Genomic DNA, 17,097 nt, shown 5'->3' on the forward strand with positions numbered 1-17,097 from the left:
GAGGCGGAGGTGGGAGGCGGAAACCGAGGCGGGGGCGGGGGCGGAAACCGAGGCGTCGGAACAGGCGCGGCGTCAATCGGGGGTGGGCGCGGAAGGGCCTACTCGAGCGCCGAAATGCCGTAGGAGAAGCACTGGTGGATGTCCTCGGTCGCGTAGTCGGTGGAGAAGCTGCCCTCGCCGCTGGCAAGTTGTTCGAATGCCTGCACGGCCTGGGCGAACTTCTTCGTTCGAACGCCGGCTGCGCGAAGGTGCTCCACGACAGGGCGGAGCGCGCTGGCGGCGGCGTCGAGCTCGAGCTTCGCCGCGGCGGTCGGCCGATACGGCCCCATCCCCGGCTTTTGCGAACGAAGCTGCCGATCGATCTCGGGCTCGGCGCGGCGGAAGTGGGCGTACGACGCGGCGACCGCGCTCATTTCGCTCGCCCATTTCGCCGCGACGTGCTCGCGCGCCAGGGTCTCGAAAGGCGGAATCTTCAAGGTCTCGCCGGCGCGAAGACCCTTCCGCTCGTGGTGGTTGTGCGACACGAGGAGGTCTTGATACGTGCGGCTCCCATAGCAGCGGTTGGTGATGGACTCGAAGGAATCCCCTTTTTCGACGCGGAGGGTGCTCGGGCACGAAGGCGACGCCGTCTGCGGCGTCGATCCAGGCGCCTCCTGGACGTCCGAAGCCTTCGCATCCGGCGGTGTCGCCGGCGGCGCTGCGGACGCGGTGGCGCTCGGCGCTGCGGATGCGATGGCGCTCGGCACGGGAGCGACGGCGCTCGGCGCGGCAACCGCGGCCCCGTCCGGCTGGCCACGCGTGCATCCCCCCACGCTGAGGCAAAGGGCCAAACCCTGCGCCCGTCGCATCAGGCGTGTGATCCCTGAAGCCCTCTCCATACAAGATCGGTTGCGATACCAGAGCCCCATGCGCCGCGACCTCCTGCCGGAGGCCTAGCAGGCGTCCCGATGTGCCAGCAAGTTCCCCTCGACGGTTCAGCGGAGGTTCTGCGTCCCGGGGACCACCTTGGGCGGTTCGCTGAGGCTCTTCAATCCGCGCCGGCCGAGACCTCGGCGCCTCGAAGGGCGCCTCGCGGTTCAGGCTCGTCACGCCGAGTCGCTTGTCGCGGCCGCGCGCGCTCTTGCCAGATGGACGCGGCCACGAGCACCGCAATCGACGACCACGCGAGGACCTGAATCTCCCCGAGGACGTGGCTCGCGACGAGCCCGGCCGAGCCGGCGAGCGAGAGCATGAGCGGACCCGCGCGACGCGAGCGGGCATAACGACGGCCGCTCACGGCGAGCGTGATCACGACCGCGGCGACGAGCAAAATGAGGTGCTGCGTCTCGGTGACCACGAATCCGACGCCGAGCGCAGAGAGCGCCTGCGCCCACGCGCCGAGGCAGGTCGGGCACACGGCGCAGGCGAGCACCGGAAGCACGGCGCCGAGGAAAGACGAGCGGCCGGGCGTCGTGGTCCGCGTCTCGGGGGGGTGACCTCCGCAGCAACCGGCGTGATGCTTCTCGGAAGGCTCGGCCTGGCGCGTGGGTGCGTTCACGACGTGAACATGAACGCGGGGGCCGTTGATGCAATCCCGCTTTCGTCGCAGCGCCGCTGCTTCGTCGGGGACGATTCACCGCCATGGGGGATTTCCTCCGTCCCCATCGTTTGGCGGGAATGTACGGAATTCCATTGGTGCGACCGAATTCCATCGTGTAACATGAAAAATAGCGTCATCGCGTCGACATTGGGGGGAAAAGATGCGAGCAGCCACAGTATCCATCGTGCATACGGATGCCCTGACCGCGGGTCGGGAGGTCGCCGAAGAGCTGACCTTCGAGCTCGGCGGTCCGCCGGAGACCGTCCTTCTTTTCGTATCGAGCCAGCACGATCCCGTGCAGGTGCTCGCGGGCCTCCGGGGCCGCCTGCCCGCGGGGGTCGTGGTCGCGGGTTGTTCGAGTTTCGCCGAGATCAATACGGACGAAGGCCTCACCTCGTCCGTGACGGCCATGGGCCTGCGGGGGATCGAATGCGCCGCGTTCAAGGTCGATAGTCTGCTGCCCGACAGCCGGCGCGCCGGGCATGCGCTCGCGGAGAAGGTTCGAGGCTTCGGCCCGAGCCTGCTCGTCACGTTTCCCGATGGCATCCATGGGAGCCCCGCCGCGTACGTCCGCGGGTTGCAGGACGTGCTCGGCGCGACGTTCCCCATCGTGGGCGGCGTCTCCGCGGAGCACCTCGCATTCGAGCGCACCTCCCAGATTTGCAATCGCGAGGTGCTCACCGGCGGCGCCGTCGCCCTCGCCATCCGCGGCACGAGGGCGATCGCCACGGCCGCAAAGTCGGGGTTTCGGCCGCTCGGCGCCGTCCGCACCGTGACGCGCGTGGAGGGGAAGAACCTCATCCTGGAGCTCGACGGAAAACCCGCGCTCCGGATCTACAAAGACTTTCTCGGGCACGCGTTCCGGGATCAGCAGATGATCGGGATCGAGTTCCCGCTGCTCGTCATCCTCGATTTCGAGGGCAGCTACATGGATTCGGACGAGCGCGTGAACGTGGTGCGCGTGGTGCGCAAGCTCGACGAGGAGAAAGGTGGCCTCTTGCTCAGCAGCGAGATCGCCGTGGGCATGAAGATTCGTCTGACGTGCTCGACCCGGGACGATCTGCTGCTCGCCGCGGCCCAGGCGGCCGAGGAAGTCCATCGGAAGATGCCTTCGCCCTCGCTCGCGCTCGTTTTTGGTTGCGCCGGGCGCAAGCTCATCCTCGGCACGCGTTATCAGGAGGAGATCCGGCGCGCGTTCTCCGCCCTCGCGCCGGGCGTGCCCAAGGTCGGGTTTTATACCTACGGCGAGCTTTGCCCCGTGCGTGACATCACCCTCTGTCACGACGAGACGTTCACCGTGGTCCTCCTCGGGGCGTGAGCATGCATTGTGATCGTTGCATCCTCGAGGATGAATCGCGCGCCGAGCTGCCCCTGGATGCCTTTCTCTCCGATTTTCTCGCCTGCGATGCGTGCACAGAGGCGGCCGCAGGGCCCCTCGCGCTCCGGCTCGCGCTGGATCGGCTCCGGCAGAGCGCCCATTCGCTCCGCCGGACGCGGAGCTTGCTCCGGCAGCGCGAAAAGGACCTCGAAGCAGCCCTGGAGGCGACGGCGCAATACGAGGCGCGCATCGAGAACATGGAGCGCGTGTACAAGCAAAGCACGCGCGAGCTCGAGCCCCACGTCGCGGTGGTGGAGAAGCAGGCCGAGACCATCCGCGCGCTCTCCGCGCCGATCCTGGAGGTCGGCGAAGGCGTGGTGGCCATGCCGATCATCGGCGCGCTCGACGGCGAGCGCGCCGCGCTCGTGACGGAGGCGCTGCTCGCGAGGATCCACGCGCAGCCGGCGCGCTGGGTGATCCTCGACCTCACGGGGCTCGACGAGGTCGACGATACGACGGCGGTCGCTTTTTTGCGGGTCTGCGCGGCGCTCCGCCTGCTCGGGGCCCGGGTCGTGCTTTGTGGATTGCGGAGCCGGGTGGCCCAGGAGCTCGTTCGGCTGGGGGCCGATCTCTCGGCGCTTCAAATGCTCCCCACGTTGCGCGCCGCGCTCGCGCGGTGCCGGTGAAGGGCGGCGCCTCTATTCTTCCAGGGGGCAAGCGACGCGCTCGGCCCCCGAGAGCATCTGCCGCGCGATGTCGCGGGGATCGTCGAGCACGGTGACGCGGACGATCTCTCCCGCGGGGGAGAACGAGAATCGCTCGGTGCCCGTATACGAAATGGGGATTCCCTGGTGCCGGACGTCGAGTTGCCAGTCGACCTCGGCGCGGCCCTCGCGGGCGTCGATGCGGACGGCGCGCTCGGTCACGACGACGCCGCGCTCGAAGACCTTCATGAAGTTGCGGAAGAACACGCGTAGGCCGTGATGCCCGCGGAAGGGTCGGCTGCCTTCGGGCGATTCGATGGCGCCGTTCGTCGCGAACAGCCGGACCCAGCGATCGAGATCCATGTCGCGCATGGCGTCGAAATAGGCGGCGACGGCGGCGCGCATGCGGCTCGTGTCGAGGGCCGCGGGGGGCGGGGCCGGCGGCGGATCGGCCGGGGCGCGCTCCAGATCGCTGATGATACGCCCTGCGTGGTTTCCGTGGGCGAAGCTCGTGATGACGCTGTGCCGGTAGCGCGCCCGATCCAGGTCCGGGTAGAGCGGCTTGACGAAATGGTCGACCAGCGTCTGCACCTCGACGCCGAGGGAGCCGAGGCTCTCCGTCCCGAGGACACGCACGGCCAGTTTGTAATGGTTGAAGAGGAAGAGGGAGAGGCGATTCTCGAGGGTCGTGAGCGCCTCGAAAAACGCGTGCTCGTCCCGATGGATCTCGGGGCGTCGATAGATCGTGAGGAGAGAGGTGCCGCGCTCGGCCCGATCGGCGTCGAGGCGCTGGAAGAGCCTCCGGGCCGCCGCGAGGGCGCTCGCGAACTGGCGCGACTGCGCCCCGCTCGCGTCACGCAGGCGGACGCGGAGCGGGTGGTAATCGGAGAGGACCATCGTTTCGAGGATCAAGATGGCCTCGGCGAGGGAACTCACGATGCACGCGGCTTGCTGGATGGAGCGGGCCCCCGCGAGCCAATCGCGAAGGTTCGCCGCGGATTCGGCTGCGGCGAGCGCCCGGAGCGTGAGGAACATCCAGCATTCGACGCCCTGGTGGGTGGAGGCGAAGAGGCGATCCTCGGCGTTGAACGTGCGGCGCTGGAAGAGCGCGGCGACGGCGAGGGGCGCGGCCCAGGCGTCATAAGGGAGGGTCGGGACGTCCGTCCGGGGGCGTCGCTCGGGGAGTCCGTGGGCAGCCCGGAGGGCATCGATCGCGGGTTCGAGGCCCAGCAAGAAAGGGACGTCGGCACAGGTGGCGTCGTAGGTGTCGGCCCATTGCCGGACGAGCCGCGTGGGGACGCCGAGCTTCGTCGTATGGTGCGCGAGGTCCGCGAGCACGTGGAGATTCGTGGCGCGCGAGGGCGCTCCCGGCGGGAGCGTCGTCGGCGGCGGCGTCGAGGCGAGCACGTCGCCGAGCAGCCGAATTTGCGCGACCGCGCCGCTCCACAGGCGCGACATGCGCTCGTCCCTGGGCGCCGCGGCCCGGGCGTCGCGCGCGGTATCGGCGATCAGCAGGAACACGAGCTCGAGCGAGACGAGCGCCGCGCGCAGAGGCGCCTCGTTCTCCCAGCCCGACGTCCCCGACCAGAGCGGGGCCAGATCATCGAGGGAAATGTAAAGCTCATAAGGTCGGCCATCCATGGAATGCACCCCCACGATAACGTATCGGAGATGCATGGCCATTGCGAGCGAAATGGGAATGCGCGGGCGCGATTCCGTGATTCCGTATGCGACGGAGGAGATCCGTCCGGCGCGCCGGATCCGCGTCGACGGCGACAGGCCTTCTGCTACCTTGGCAGCGTATGACGGCCGCCTCCTCCGACGAATACGTGTTTCCCGTCGTCGCCTCGCCCGACGACATCGACGAGCTCGGGCACGTGTCGAACGTCGTCTACGTGCGCTGGGTGCAGGACGCAGCCCGGGCCCACTCCGAGGCCGTCGGCTGGGACAGGTCGGCCTACGTGCGCGCCGGCGCCGTGTTCGTCGTGCGGCGCCACGAGATCGATTACCTCGCGCCGGTGTTTCTGGGCGATCGCATCGAGGTCCGGACCCACGTCGCCAAATTCGGCGCCGCCACGTGCGAGCGCAGGACCCGCCTCGTGCGCTCGTCCGACAGCGTCGAGGTGGCCCGCTCCGTCACCTCATGGGCGTTCGTCGCGACCGCGACCCAAAGGCCCGCCCGGATCCCCCAGGAGATTCGCGACGTCTTCCCCGCCGCCCTGCCGCGCGTCAGCCCCTGAACCATTGCCGTTGCCGTCGCCCACGTCGAGGAGCACGGCGACGAGCATGTCGCTCATCACGTTCACGCCCGAGCGACACCTGGCAATGAACCAGTCGACCGTCATCACGAGCGGAATGGCCGTGGCGATCAAGGCGTCCGGCAGCCCCGCCGCGGTGAGCACGAGCGGCAGCACGACGAGCCCCGCCTCCGGGATCCCCGCGATGCCCGCCGCCGCCATCACCGAGGCGAGCCCGATCGTGATCTCCTCGCCGAGCCCGAGCGTCATCCCCGTCGCCTGCGTCAAGAAGACGGCCGTGATCGCCTCGTAGAGCAGAATGCCGTCGTTGTTGAGGTTCGTCCCGATGCACGCCGCGAGGCGCGCCGACGCGGGCGAGACGCCCATGCGATCGAGCGCCTTCAGCGTGACGGGCACCGTGGCGAGGCTCGAGTTCGTCGAGAGGCCCGTCAGGATCGCGTCCGCGCCAATGCCGAGGTACACGCGCGGGGGCTTTCCCCCCACGAGCCAGGCGACGAGCGGGTAATACACGAGCGAATGCAGCACCATCGCCGCGAGCACCGTGAACAAGAAGACCCAGATCGATTGAAAGACCCGCAGCCCGGCCTTGCCCACGACGTCCGCGACGACCCCGAGCACCGCGATCGGCACGATGCCCACGACGATATCGAGCGCCTCGACGAGGATCGCATACACCGCGCCGATGCCCTGCTCGACCACCGTCATCGCGGGCCCCGTCCCCTCGTCCGACCGCGCCCGCGCGCGCCGCAGCGCGACGCCCACGAGCAGGCCGAGCAGGACGACCGTGATCACGCTGTTCTCGGAGAACGGGTCGACGAGGCTGCGCGGGACATACCCCGAGAGGTTATCGAGGAAGCCGAGGCTGCCCTTTTTCGAGGCCGCGAGGAGCTCCTGCGCCGCATCCGAAGGCACGTCGCCCGGCCGGTGGAGCTCGGAGAGCGTGCCCGCGAGGTGCCGTCCCGGCGAGAAGCCGTTCATGATCGAAAGGCCGATGCCGAGCGCCACCGTCGCATTGACCGCGCAGATGAGGACGAGGCGCGCCCCTTTGCGGAGCGATATGTCCGTCTTGACGAATGCGTCGAGGATCGCGAAAAACACGAGCGGGACGGCGAGCGCCTTGAGGAGCTTCACCACGAGCAGCCCCAGGCGGCCGAGCTCGGCGTTGCCCACGCTTCCGAAGAGGTACTTTCGTTCCTTGAAGACGAGGCCGAGCAAGATGCCGGCGACGACGCCGGAGAGCACGCGCACGTAGAGTGGTACGCGTCGTTTGGGTTGCTCACCCCCGCGGCTTTTTTGCTCCCCCATGACCGTGCTGTTTTCACGCGGGTCCGGAGCGCCGTCAATTGTCATGGTGAGCGGTCTACGTGAGGGCTAGCATGGAGGGATGCTCGCGCGTGTCTTCGCAGCGAGCGTCGGCGGAGAGGATCGGGGCGATGAACCGGGAGCCATCGCGAGGGTCGGAGGAGACGGAGCGAGGTCAACCCGCGACGAGCGCGCCCCCGACGCGCGGCGCAGGGGCGGACCTCGGCGCGGCGACGACGCTCTCGAAAAGCCAGGCGCCGTCGGGCGTCACGACCCACGTGCCGTCGTCGGGGCGGTGGAGCGCGGCGCGGCTGCCGCTCGTCGATCGGGCGAGTTATGCGGTGGAGACCGAAGTCGCGCAGGGCGGGATCGGGCGGGTCCTCTCGGCGCGGGACCAGCGGCTCGATCGGCGGGTGGCGCTGAAGGAGCTGCTCGACTCCGGCTCCGCCGCCGAGGATCGGTTCGTCCGCGAGGCGCTCTTGACGGCGCGGCTGCAGCACCCGTCGATCGTGCCGGTGTACGAGGCCGGGCGCTGGCCGACGGGTGAGCCCTTTTATTCGATGAAGCTCGTCTCCGGGCGCCCGCTGTCCGAGATCATCGACGGCGCCCGCACGATCGACGAGCGGCTCCCGCTGCTCACGCACGTGCTCGCGGTGGCCGATGCGGTGGCGTACGCGCATGAGAAACGCATCATTCATCGAGATCTGAAGCCCGCGAACGTGCTCGTCGGCGCGCACGGCGAGACACTCGTGATCGACTGGGGCCTCGGCAAGGATCTGTCCGAGCCCACGGGGAACGGGCAGGGGAGCCGCGAAGGCGAGCGGAGTTCGGCCCCCGAAGGCGGTGACGACGTGGACGAGGCCGCGCTGGGCGACGGGATCACGCTCGTGGGCTCGGTGATGGGGACACCCGCGTACATGCCGCCCGAGCAAGCAGCGGCGGAGGCCGTGGACGAGCGTGCGGACGTGTACGCGCTCGGGGCGATCCTTTATCACGTGCTCGCGGGGCGCCCGCCGTACGCGGGCGTGAGCGGCATCAAGGTCCTGCAGCGGGTGCTCGAGGGCCCGCCCACGCCGCTGCGGAAAATGCAGCGCGGGATCCAGCTTGATCTCCTGGCGATCGTGGACAAAGCGATGGCCCGGGATCCGGCCGGCCGGTACCCGACGGCGAAGGCGCTGGCGGAGGATCTACGGCGGTTTCTCGCGGGGCAACTCGTGGGCGTGCACTCCTACACGACCCGCGAGAAGATATGGCGGTTCGCCCGCAGGCACCGGGCGGCGCTCTCCGTGGCGGTGGCGGCGTTTTGTGTGCTCGTCACGGCCGGGGGGCTCTTCGTCACGGGCGTGCTGAAGGAGCGCGATCGCGTGACGCGGGAGCATGCGATGGCGGAGGAGGCGCGCAAAAAAGCGGTGGAAGCCGAGCAACGGGCCGTCGCGCACGCCGACGAGCTCACGCTGGTCCAGGCGCGCGCGGCCGTGCTGCGGGATCCGAACGAGGCGCTCGCGTGGCTGAAGACGCTCTCGCCGACGTTCGATCAATGGAGCTCGGCGCGCGTCGTGGCCGCGGACGCCTGGGTGCACGGGCCGGCGCAGGTGCTTCGCGACCAAAAAGGGGCAGTCAATCGCGTCGATATCTCGAAGGACGGAAAGCGGCTCGTCGTGGCCAGCGACGATCACACGGCGCGCATTTACGATCTCACGACGGGCGTGTCGATCGAGCTGCGCGGGCACGAGGACGAGGTCTGGTTCGCCACGTTTTTCCCGGACGAACAGCGCGTGCTCACGACGGGGAAGGACCGGACGATCCGCATCTGGGACGCCGCCACGGGCGCCGTGATCTCCACGCTGCGCGGGCACGCGCGCCCCATCGTCTTTGCGCTCCCGTCGCGCGACGGCAAAGAGGTCGTGAGCCAGGCGGACGACTGGACCGTGCGGGCCTGGGACGTGGCGACGGGCAAACACCGCGTGCTCGCGTCGGACCCGGAGATGACCCGAAAAGGGGCATTCGCGCCGAACGAGCGCCATTTCGTGACCGCAGGGAAACACGGCACCCTGACCCTGTTCGATCGGAAGACCGGGGAGTCGTTCGTGCTGCCCGAGATGCGCGTCCACGACGCCACGGCCCAGTTCCTGCCGCGGTTTCCCATGGGTTTTTCGCCAGACTCGCGCGTGCTCGCCGCCGGCGACCCGGACGGGACGTTGTGGCTCTGGGACATGCAAAAGAAGGACAAACCGCGGAAGCTCGAAGGGCAGGCCTCGGCCATCCAGCGGCTCGCGTTCGCGCCCGACAGCCAGCGGCTCGCGACCGCCACGGTGGATGGAACGGTTCGGGTCTGGGACCTCGCGACGGGCACGGCCACGACGCTGCCCACGTACGACGGTTCGGTGTTCGCGCTCGCCTTCTCCCTCGACGGGCGCATGCTCGCGTACGGCGGCAACGATCACGAGGTGCGGCTCGTGAATTTCGCGACCGGGGAGCGGCGGCGGTTCGTCGGCATGCGCGACAACGTGTCGGACGTGTTGTTCTCGGACGACGGCACGCGCCTGGTCGTCGCGAGCGTGGACGGCACCGCGCGTGTCTTCACGCTCGACACCACGCCGGGCCGCGTGCTCGGGCGGCACGAAGGGGCAGCCTTCGAGGTCGACATCACGCCCGGCGGGGATCACGTGCTCTCCGCCGGCGCCGACGGCGTCGCGCAGCTCTGGCCCACGCGAGGCAGCGGCCGCGCAAAGCCCGTCACGCTCACGGGGCACGTGGGACGGGTGATCCACACGGAGATGTCCCCCGCCGGGGATGTGGTCGCCACCGCAGGCGAAGACGGCACGGTGCGGCTCTGGGACATGCAAGGCCACGAGATCCGGGCGGCGCGCGCGGACGGCGCGAGGCCGCCGGTGATCAAGTTCTCCCCGGATGGCGGGTCGGTCGCGATCGGCCACACGAGGGGCGACGTCGAGCTCTGGAACGTCGACTCCGGCGAGGCGCGCGTGATCGGCCGCCACGAAGCGTCGGTCCTGGCGCTCGCGTTCTCCGCGGATGGATCGAGGCTCGCGACGGGCAGCGCCGACAAGACCGCGCGCATCTGGATGCTCACCACCGGCGAGAGCCGCGTGCTCGGCGGTCACGAGGAGGCCGTCGAGTCGGTGGCGTTCTCGCCCGACGGGAAGGTCTTCGCTTCGGGCTGCTTGGATCACAAGCTGCGGCTCTGGGACGAGGGCGCCGCCGCGCCCCGCACCTACGACGCGAGCGGGTATCGCGTCGCGGGTTTGTCGTTCACGCCGGACAGCGAGACGCTGCTCAGCCTGGGCGACGACGCCACGGTGCGGGTCTGGGACGTCGGCACGGGCGCGATTCGCAGCGCGCTCCGCGGGCACAACGGTCCCATTCGTACGCTCGCGCTCGCGGCGAACGGCGCGGCGCTCGTGACGGGCAGCGACGACAAGACCGTGCGTCTCTGGGATCTCGCGATCGGCGAGGGGCGCGTGCTCGGCACCCACGAGAGCGTCGTGCGGGACGTGGACATCGCCCCCGACGGGAGCTGGGCCGTGTCCGTGGGCCGCGACGGCACGGTGCGGGTGTGGCCGGACGATCTACCCCGCGAGCCCGAGGCGTTACGCACGTGGATCGCCCGATCGGTCCCCGATACGGTCGAGCATTTCGCGGGCCATCTGCTCGCCGACTGAGTCCCGTCACTCGGGAGTTCGTCCCATCGCCGCGGGCCAGCGCGGGTTTTTCCCGGCCGCGCGTTTCCCGTGCGGGGAGGGGAGCCGCAGGTTCTGGAGCGCGTCCTTCAACGAGGCGCGGGTCTCGACGCGGCCGAGGCCGATCCCGAGCGAGACGATCGTGCGCGCGACGTCGGGCTGGATCCCGACGATGAGCGCGCGCGCGCCGAGCAGCTCGACCGCGCGCACGATCCGGAGCAGGTGCTCGGCCGTCACGGCGTCGACGCTCGCGACGCCCGTCAAATCCAGGATGGCGCAATGGACGGCGCGCTGCGCGATCGTGCCGAGCAGGACCTCCATGGCCCGCGCCGCGCGGGACTCGTCGAGGGCGCCGAGCACGGGCATGGCCACGACCCCGTCCCACACGTCGAGCAGCGGCGTCGAGAGGGTGCGGATGTCCTCGCGCTGGCGGTGGATGATCTCGAGCTGCTCGCGCAGCGTCTCCTCGGCGTGCTTGCGCGCCGTCACGTCGAAGAAGAAGCCCGAAAGGAGCCTTTGCCCGCCCTCGCGCTCGGCGACGCTGACGACCATGTGCAGCCACACGGCGCGGCCGTCCTTGGTGCGCAGGCGGTATTCGAGCCCGCCGGGGGTCTCGTCGGAGGCGGCGCGCGTGAAGGCCGCGAGGGCGAGGTCCCGGTCTTCGGGGTGCGCGTGATCGCGCAGGAAGTTCGGCTTGTACCAGGCGCTCGTGGGCCAGCCGAGCCGCTCCTCGGCCTGCGGGCCGACGAAGGTGAAGCGCTCGGTCTCGGCGTCGGCCTCCCAGGGGATCACGCCGGCGATCTCGACGAGGCGGCGCATGCGCTCCTCGCTCCGGCGGAGCGTCTGCTCGGTGCGCCGCCGCTCGCTGTTCTCGCGGGCGAGGTCGGCGTAGAGCTGGGCGTGATCGAGGGAGATCGCGGCCTGGGCGGCGAGGAACTCGAGCAGCGAGAGGCGCCGCGGGGTGAACGCGCCCGGGACGAGGTTGTTCTCCATGTAGAAGATGCCGATGAGCTTGGTTTGCCGCGTGATCGGCATGCAGAGGACCGAGCGCGGGCGGGCGCGGGCGATGTACGGATCGGTGGAGAACATGGGCTCCGCGGTCGCGTCTTCGAGCAGGATCGGCTCGCCCGTGCGCCGGACGTAGCCGATGACGGACGCGGGCAGGAGCGTGGAGATGTCGCGGGCGCGGCCGCCGGGGACCTCGATGTCGAGGCCCTGCGAGGTCACGAGGGCGCGGCCCGCGTGGGAGAGCTCGCCGCCGTCCGTCGCGAGCAGGACGTGGCAGCGCTGGGCCCCGCCGTGCTCGATGACGATCCGCATGAGCGTGACGATGAGGCGCTGCAGGACGATCTCCTCAGAGACGGCGTGCGCGGTCTGGACCGCGGCGAGGACGTCGATGTCGAGGCTCGATCCGCCGCGGAGCGGGGGCTTCGAGGTGCCCGTGACCGGGTCCTCGACGAGCTTGGCGTACCGGCGATCGAGCTTCTCGACCTTGCCGCCCGCGCCCCAGCGGGCGTAGGCCGCGCGCGCGAGGCGCAAGTAGGCCGCGGCGATCGTGGGGAAGCCGCGGTCGACGTAGAACCGGACGGCGGCGTCGGCGGCGATGGCCTCGCCGTGGGTAAAGCCGTTGTCGCGGGCGGCGGCGATGGCCTGGTCGTAGAGGCGCATCGCGTCGACGTCGCGGCCGGCGAGGCGGCTGCGCTCGGCGAGGACGAGCGCGTGTTTGTGCTGGAAGTTCTCGGGGCAACGATCGGCCCAGCGCTCGAGGTCCGAGGCGAGGTCGTCGAGCGCGGCGAGGCGTGCGGCGAGCGTCGCGGGCGTGCGGCGGCCCGCCTCGGCGAGGGCCGCGAAATACCGCTCCTCCGGGAGGAGGACCTGCGAGGCGAACGCGGGGGCGTGGGCCCGGAGCGAGGCGCTCACGAGGAGCGCGTCGTCGTTCTCGCCGGCGAGGACGAGCGCGGCGAGGTCGAGGACACGCCGCACGAGCGTGCCGAAGCGCATCGGGGCCGCGGGGGTCCGCGGGTCGACGTGCGGTTCGGGCGCGAGATCGTCCCGGCGCGCAGGCGGCGGGACGGCGCGGCCCTTTTGTTGTGCAACGAATCGCTCGATCGCGCCGACGAGCTCGCCGATGCCGTCGGGATCACTTGCATCCAGGCGCGACGCCTCATGGTTTCGCACCTCGCGGGCGACGTCGTCGAGCGGATCGCCTTTCAGGAGCATGAAGAGCGCGACGAGGGCGCCGCTGCGCCGCGCGCACGGGGTGTTGCCGGAGGAGAGGGCCGCTTCGTGGGCGCGCCTCGAATAGGCGATGCTCGCGCGCAGGTGGTGGGTCCAGATAGAGATGTTCGTGGCGAAGCACGCGCCGACGATGCCCTGGAGCAGCGCCGAGCCCATCTGCTCGGAGAGGTCCATCGCGACCTTGCCGAAGCGGTAGCCGCCCCGGTGATCCCCGCGACGCCCGACGAGCGCCGCGCCGAACGCGACGTGCCCGACCACGGACGCGGCCGCGTTGCCGTGGAGGAGCGAGAGCCGCACGAGGTGGCACGCCACGATGTCGGCGACGTCGGGCCCGAGCGCATGCGCGGAGGGGTGGACCGCAAAGAGCGCCGCCGTGGTCGCGAGCGCCTCGGGGTTCGTCATGGGCTCGAGGTCGGCGATCTCCTCGATCGCGCGGTCGCCGAGCGCATCCCAGGTGGCCTCGAACGCCGCCGCGACGTCGTCGGGGCCCGGCCGCTCGGGCAGGCGCACGCCGAGGGGCGCGAGGCAGGCCGCGGCGCAGGCGTAGGCCTGTTCGTGCTCGCCGAGGCCCGCGTGCAGGTCGATGAGGAGCCGCGCCGCGGCGTGTCCCTCCAGCTCGTTTCGCGCGCGCCGCCGGAGCTCTCCGACGCGCGCTTCGGTCGCGCGTCGATCGCCGCGCCTGGCGGCGCACTCGGCCTGCGCGAGGCGGATTTTCCAGGTGAGGTCGGGCGGGATCTCCGCGGGATCGTCGTGGCCATCGAGCAGGTCGCCCGCCGCGCCGAGGTGGTCGGCCGCGACGCTTGAAGCGCCCGCGGACCGCGCGCGCCGGGCTGCGGCGAACGTGATCGCGCAGAGCCGCGCCCTCTCTCCGGGCGCGAGCGTCGCGCGGCAGGCCGCGGTTTTTCCGAGAAGGATGTGTCCGGCTGCCTCGTAGAGCCGCGCGTTCGGCTCGTCCTCGCCCATCCCGCGCGTGAGGAAGGCGCCGATGCGCAGGTGCATCTCCGCGAGGCGCGCGGGGTCGCTTTTCGTGGCCTCGCGCCGGAGGTCCTGCGCGGCGAGCGCGTCGGCGAACACGTACGCGGCGCCCTCGCGGCCGAGCAGATCGGACGTCTCGGCGGGCGCGAGACGGGCGGCGGCCTCGACCGGGGTCGTGCCGAGCGCCGCGGCGACGGCATCGAGAGGGGCCGACCTGCCGAGGCAAGCGGCGGCGGCGAGCGCGAGGCGCGAGGGCTCCGGGAGAAACGCGACGGCGGCGTGCCTCGCCAGCATCTCCGCGTCGACCTGCGGGCCGAGGTGCACGCCGTCCACGCGGGGCCCGCTCTTCTGGAGCCACGGCCCGAGCGTCTCCTTCCAGGCCGCGTGCGCGCCGTCCGACAACGTCGCGACGATCAGCAGGTACCGGCACGTGGTGCTCTCCAGCAGGCGCATGACGAGGCGCAACGTCGCGCCGTCGGCCGCGTCGATGTGCGAGAGCGCGAGCACGATCGGCCGCTCGGGCACGGCGAGCGCCGCGAACAGGCGGAGCAGGGTCGTCGTCATGCGCTCGTCGGCGAGCGCGGGGGGCAGGGGTTCCGCGGGACGATCGTCGGGCACGAACGAGGCGAGCGCCGGGCAGAGGTCGAGCAGCAGGCGGCCGTTGCCGAGCATGGCCTCCTCAGCGCGCTGGCGGAGGAGCGGGCCGAGGGAGCCGGGCTCGCTGCCGAGCGTCGGGGCGACGCGGCGGAGCGCGGCGACAATCGGGCCGTAGGGTTCGCCCGCGTGGATCAGGTTGCCCTCGCCCGAGAGCACGAGCGTGCACAGCCCGATCGCGCTCTCGCAGAACGAGCGCAGGAGCTGGGAGCGGGTGGCGCCTGTCCCGCCGCCCAAAAGGAGCAGCTCGGGCGCGCCGCCGGCCGCGACGCGGAGCATCGCGCTTTCCAGACGGAGGTGCGCGTCGTCAGGGGGGTGTGCCGCCGTGGGCGGCGTCGCATTGCGGTGGGACGCTGTCGATTCCACGAAAGGTTTCCTGGGACGCACCACGCGCCGTTCGACCCAATCGCGGGCGAAAGGTCGGGCTGCGTGTAAGCGAGGGGCCTCGTACGGTATCGAGCCCGTCACGTTCGCGTCAACGCCGCGTCAACGAGCTTGCGTGCGTAATCGTTTTCGCTCCCCGGAAACGCGCATCAAATTCGCGTGGGGACGGCCTTTTCGGCGGTGGGACAGAATGCGGGGGGAGAGCGGGTCAGTGAATGGCGCTCGCCGTGGCCTCGGCGGCCTTGGCGCGGTCTTCGGCGGCCTTGCGCTGGGCGGCGTCGCCGAGCAGGCCCGCGGCCTCGCGGAATCGCGCCGCGACGTCGCGGAAATAGGCCGCGTCCGCGCCGATGGGCGCCGTGATCTGCTTGATCAGCGCGGCGTCGAAGGCCGCGGCGCCCGCAAAGGGGCCTTTCGCCTTCGTGATCGTGTCGAGGCCGGCGATCTGCCCCATGCCGAGCATCGACACCGGCGCCGTGCGGACCATCGTGGCCGCGTCCTCGGGCCCGTTTCGCAGCGCGCCGACGAGCGCGGCGAAAAACGCGTCCTCGTCCGTGCGGGCTCCCTCGGGCAGACCGGCATACAACGCCGCGGCTTGATCGAAATCGACGGCGCGCAGGTAGACGCGCCCGAGCTCGATGCGCGCACGGGCATACATGCGGCGCGCGTCGTCGGGGAGCTTCTCGGTTTTGAGCGCGGCGCGGTACGAAAGCGGCACCCCGCGCTCGATCAGGGCGCGCAGCACGCCGGCCTTCGCCGCGGCGTCCTTCGGCAGGAGCTGGCCCGCGTAGAATGTCGGCAGCTTCGTCGCGAGCCGCTCGGTCACGTCCGCGGGCGCGGCCTTCGACAGCGGCGGCACCACGAGCCCGTCGAGCGCGTCGATGCGCCGCCCGCCGTAGAGGCGCGAGAGCAGCCCGCGGGCGCGGTCGATCCGCGCGTCGCGCAGGACGCCCACGACCGCGAGATCCCGCAGGCCCACCAGCGTGGCGTCACGGCCGCGGTCCTTGCGCGGGTCGAGCGTCTGATCGAGCTCGGCGTAGTAGACGTTCCGCGCTTCGGGGTCCTTCGCGAGCTCGGGCGGCAGCGGCACCGCGCGGACGGCCTCGACGAGCCGGAGATCGGCCATGCCGGCCTCGATGGCCGCGACGCCGCGCGCATACGAGCGCAGGCCCGCGCCCTCGTTCGAGAGCGCCTGGATGGCCGTCGCTTGTTCGGCGACCCAGTCCTTCATCGGACCGCCGATGAACGTGAGCAGCTTCTTCTTGTCGTACGGCGCCGCGATCTTGGGGGGCGCGTCGCCGGCGCGCGAGAGCCGGGCGGCTGTCGCGAGGCCACGCATCGTGGTGTAGATGGCGCCGTCGATGCCCTTCGGGGGCGCGGCGATCACGGGCTCCAGGATCACGTCGGCGCAGGCCGTGGGCGCGAGCTCGGCGCGGAGCGCGCGCGTGAGGCCCGGCGGCAATCCCGCGCACGACTCCAGACCAGCGAGGGCAACGTCTCGTTTGTCCGCGTTCCCTTCGGCGAGGGCCTTGTCGAGCGCTTCGAGCGCCTGCGCGCGCTCGGCGCACACGGGCGCGGCGGCGGGCTTTCGTTTGACGAACGCGTCGCACGCCTTGGGCGCCGCGGACAGGCCTTTCGGGGCCGCGGGCAGGGGCGTGATCACGAGATCGAACTTCGGCTCGCTGAGCTCCTCCTCGCGGTAGGCGGCTTTCTCGCCGCCGGCCGGCTTGGCCTCGTCGGGCTTGGGTTTGGGCTCGGCGCTGGCGGTCGCATCCGGCGCGGGCGGCTTCGTGGTGTCCGGGGTGGGGGTTTCGTTGCCCGCGTTCGCGGGCGTCTGGGGGCCGGGGGTCGGGGACGCGCTGCATCCGGCCATGGCGACAAGGAGGAGAAACAGGGGGACGGGGGTTCGGGGGCGCAACGCGGCTTGTCCGCGTGGAGCCCCCGCGCGTTGAAGAAGCTTGCGCATGGGTATCTCGCTCTCGTTGTGCCT

General features: G+C 70.9%; 10 protein-coding genes. 4 read left to right on the forward strand and 6 right to left on the reverse strand.

From position 1 onward, the window contains the following. Positions 1–98: 98 nt before the first annotated feature. Both E8A74_RS32250 and E8A74_RS32255 read right to left on the reverse strand, forming a co-directional pair. Positions 99–848: a hypothetical protein gene (locus E8A74_RS32250; RefSeq protein WP_136932961.1), complete on the reverse strand. Its 750-nt coding sequence runs from the start codon at positions 846–848 to the stop codon at positions 99–101. A 179-nt stretch (positions 849–1,027) separates the two neighbouring features. After that, a complete protein-coding gene (locus E8A74_RS32255) occupies positions 1,028–1,537 on the reverse strand; it encodes a MerC domain-containing protein (RefSeq protein ID WP_136932962.1) in 510 nt (169 codons plus the stop codon). Between the two features lie 226 nt (positions 1,538–1,763). On the opposite strand from E8A74_RS32255, the gene E8A74_RS32260 reads away from it, so the two are divergent. Then, positions 1,764–2,897, forward strand: a complete 1,134-nt coding sequence (locus tag E8A74_RS32260) for an FIST signal transduction protein (protein WP_170229538.1) — start codon at positions 1,764–1,766, stop codon at positions 2,895–2,897. Between the two features lie 2 nt (positions 2,898–2,899). Beyond that, complete coding sequence (locus E8A74_RS32265; RefSeq protein ID WP_232379853.1) at positions 2,900–3,583, forward strand: STAS domain-containing protein; 684 nt, start codon at positions 2,900–2,902, stop codon at positions 3,581–3,583. Between the two features lie 12 nt (positions 3,584–3,595). Here the strand turns inward: E8A74_RS32265 and E8A74_RS32270 are convergent, their stop codons facing one another. Continuing rightward, complete coding sequence (locus tag E8A74_RS32270) at positions 3,596–5,278, reverse strand: nuclear transport factor 2 family protein (RefSeq protein WP_170229539.1); 1,683 nt, start codon at positions 5,276–5,278, stop codon at positions 3,596–3,598. Positions 5,279–5,403: 125 nt separating this feature from the next. Between E8A74_RS32270 and E8A74_RS32275 the strand changes: the two genes are divergently transcribed. Next, the gene (locus tag E8A74_RS32275; protein WP_170229540.1) at positions 5,404–5,841 is read left to right on the forward strand and encodes an acyl-CoA thioesterase; all 438 of its coding nucleotides are present in this window, start codon (positions 5,404–5,406) and stop codon (positions 5,839–5,841) included. Here the strand turns inward: E8A74_RS32275 and E8A74_RS32280 are convergent. Further along, positions 5,743–7,164 (reverse strand): dicarboxylate/amino acid:cation symporter, encoded by a 1,422-nt coding sequence (locus E8A74_RS32280; RefSeq protein ID WP_136932967.1) that lies wholly within the window; start codon positions 7,162–7,164, stop codon positions 5,743–5,745. The two genes, E8A74_RS32275 and E8A74_RS32280, sit on opposite strands and share 99 nt — an antisense overlap. A 128-nt stretch (positions 7,165–7,292) precedes the next feature. Between E8A74_RS32280 and E8A74_RS32285 the strand changes: the two genes are divergently transcribed. Then, a complete protein-coding gene (locus tag E8A74_RS32285; RefSeq protein WP_170229541.1) occupies positions 7,293–10,841 on the forward strand; it encodes a WD40 repeat domain-containing serine/threonine-protein kinase in 3,549 nt (1,182 codons plus the stop codon). 6 nt (positions 10,842–10,847) lie between these two features. Here the strand turns inward: E8A74_RS32285 and E8A74_RS32290 are convergent, their stop codons facing one another. Next, entirely contained in the window at positions 10,848–15,005 is a 4,158-nt protein-coding gene (locus E8A74_RS32290; RefSeq protein WP_136932969.1) for a GAF domain-containing protein, read from the reverse strand. Between the two features lie 313 nt (positions 15,006–15,318). Next, on the reverse strand, positions 15,319–17,073 hold the full coding sequence (locus E8A74_RS32295) for a hypothetical protein (protein ID WP_170229542.1): 1,755 nt from the start codon (positions 17,071–17,073) through the stop codon (positions 15,319–15,321). Positions 17,074–17,097: the final 24 nt, after the last annotated feature.

The sequence above is a fragment of the Polyangium fumosum genome (assembly GCF_005144585.1).
In the GTDB taxonomy this organism is placed as follows: domain Bacteria; phylum Myxococcota_A; class Polyangia; order Polyangiales; family Polyangiaceae; genus Polyangium; species Polyangium fumosum.

Bases quoted from the DNA above. Each gene is read 5' to 3' on its own strand.
- E8A74_RS32280 (WP_136932967.1), bottom strand. From the start codon at position 7,164: ATGGGGGAGCAAAAAAGCCGCGGGGGTGAGCAACCCAAACGACGCGTA.
- E8A74_RS32290 (WP_136932969.1), bottom strand. From the start codon at position 15,005: ATGCTCCGCGTCGCGGCCGGCGGCGCGCCCGAGCTGCTCCTTTTGGGC.
- E8A74_RS32285 (WP_170229541.1), top strand. From the start codon at position 7,293: ATGAACCGGGAGCCATCGCGAGGGTCGGAGGAGACGGAGCGAGGTCAA.
- E8A74_RS32295 (WP_170229542.1), bottom strand. From the start codon at position 17,073: ATGCGCAAGCTTCTTCAACGCGCGGGGGCTCCACGCGGACAAGCCGCG.
- E8A74_RS32275 (WP_170229540.1), top strand. From the start codon at position 5,404: ATGACGGCCGCCTCCTCCGACGAATACGTGTTTCCCGTCGTCGCCTCG.
- E8A74_RS32265 (WP_232379853.1), top strand. From the start codon at position 2,900: ATGCATTGTGATCGTTGCATCCTCGAGGATGAATCGCGCGCCGAGCTG.
- E8A74_RS32250 (WP_136932961.1), bottom strand. From the start codon at position 848: ATGCGACGGGCGCAGGGTTTGGCCCTTTGCCTCAGCGTGGGGGGATGC.
- E8A74_RS32270 (WP_170229539.1), bottom strand. From the start codon at position 5,278: ATGCATCTCCGATACGTTATCGTGGGGGTGCATTCCATGGATGGCCGA.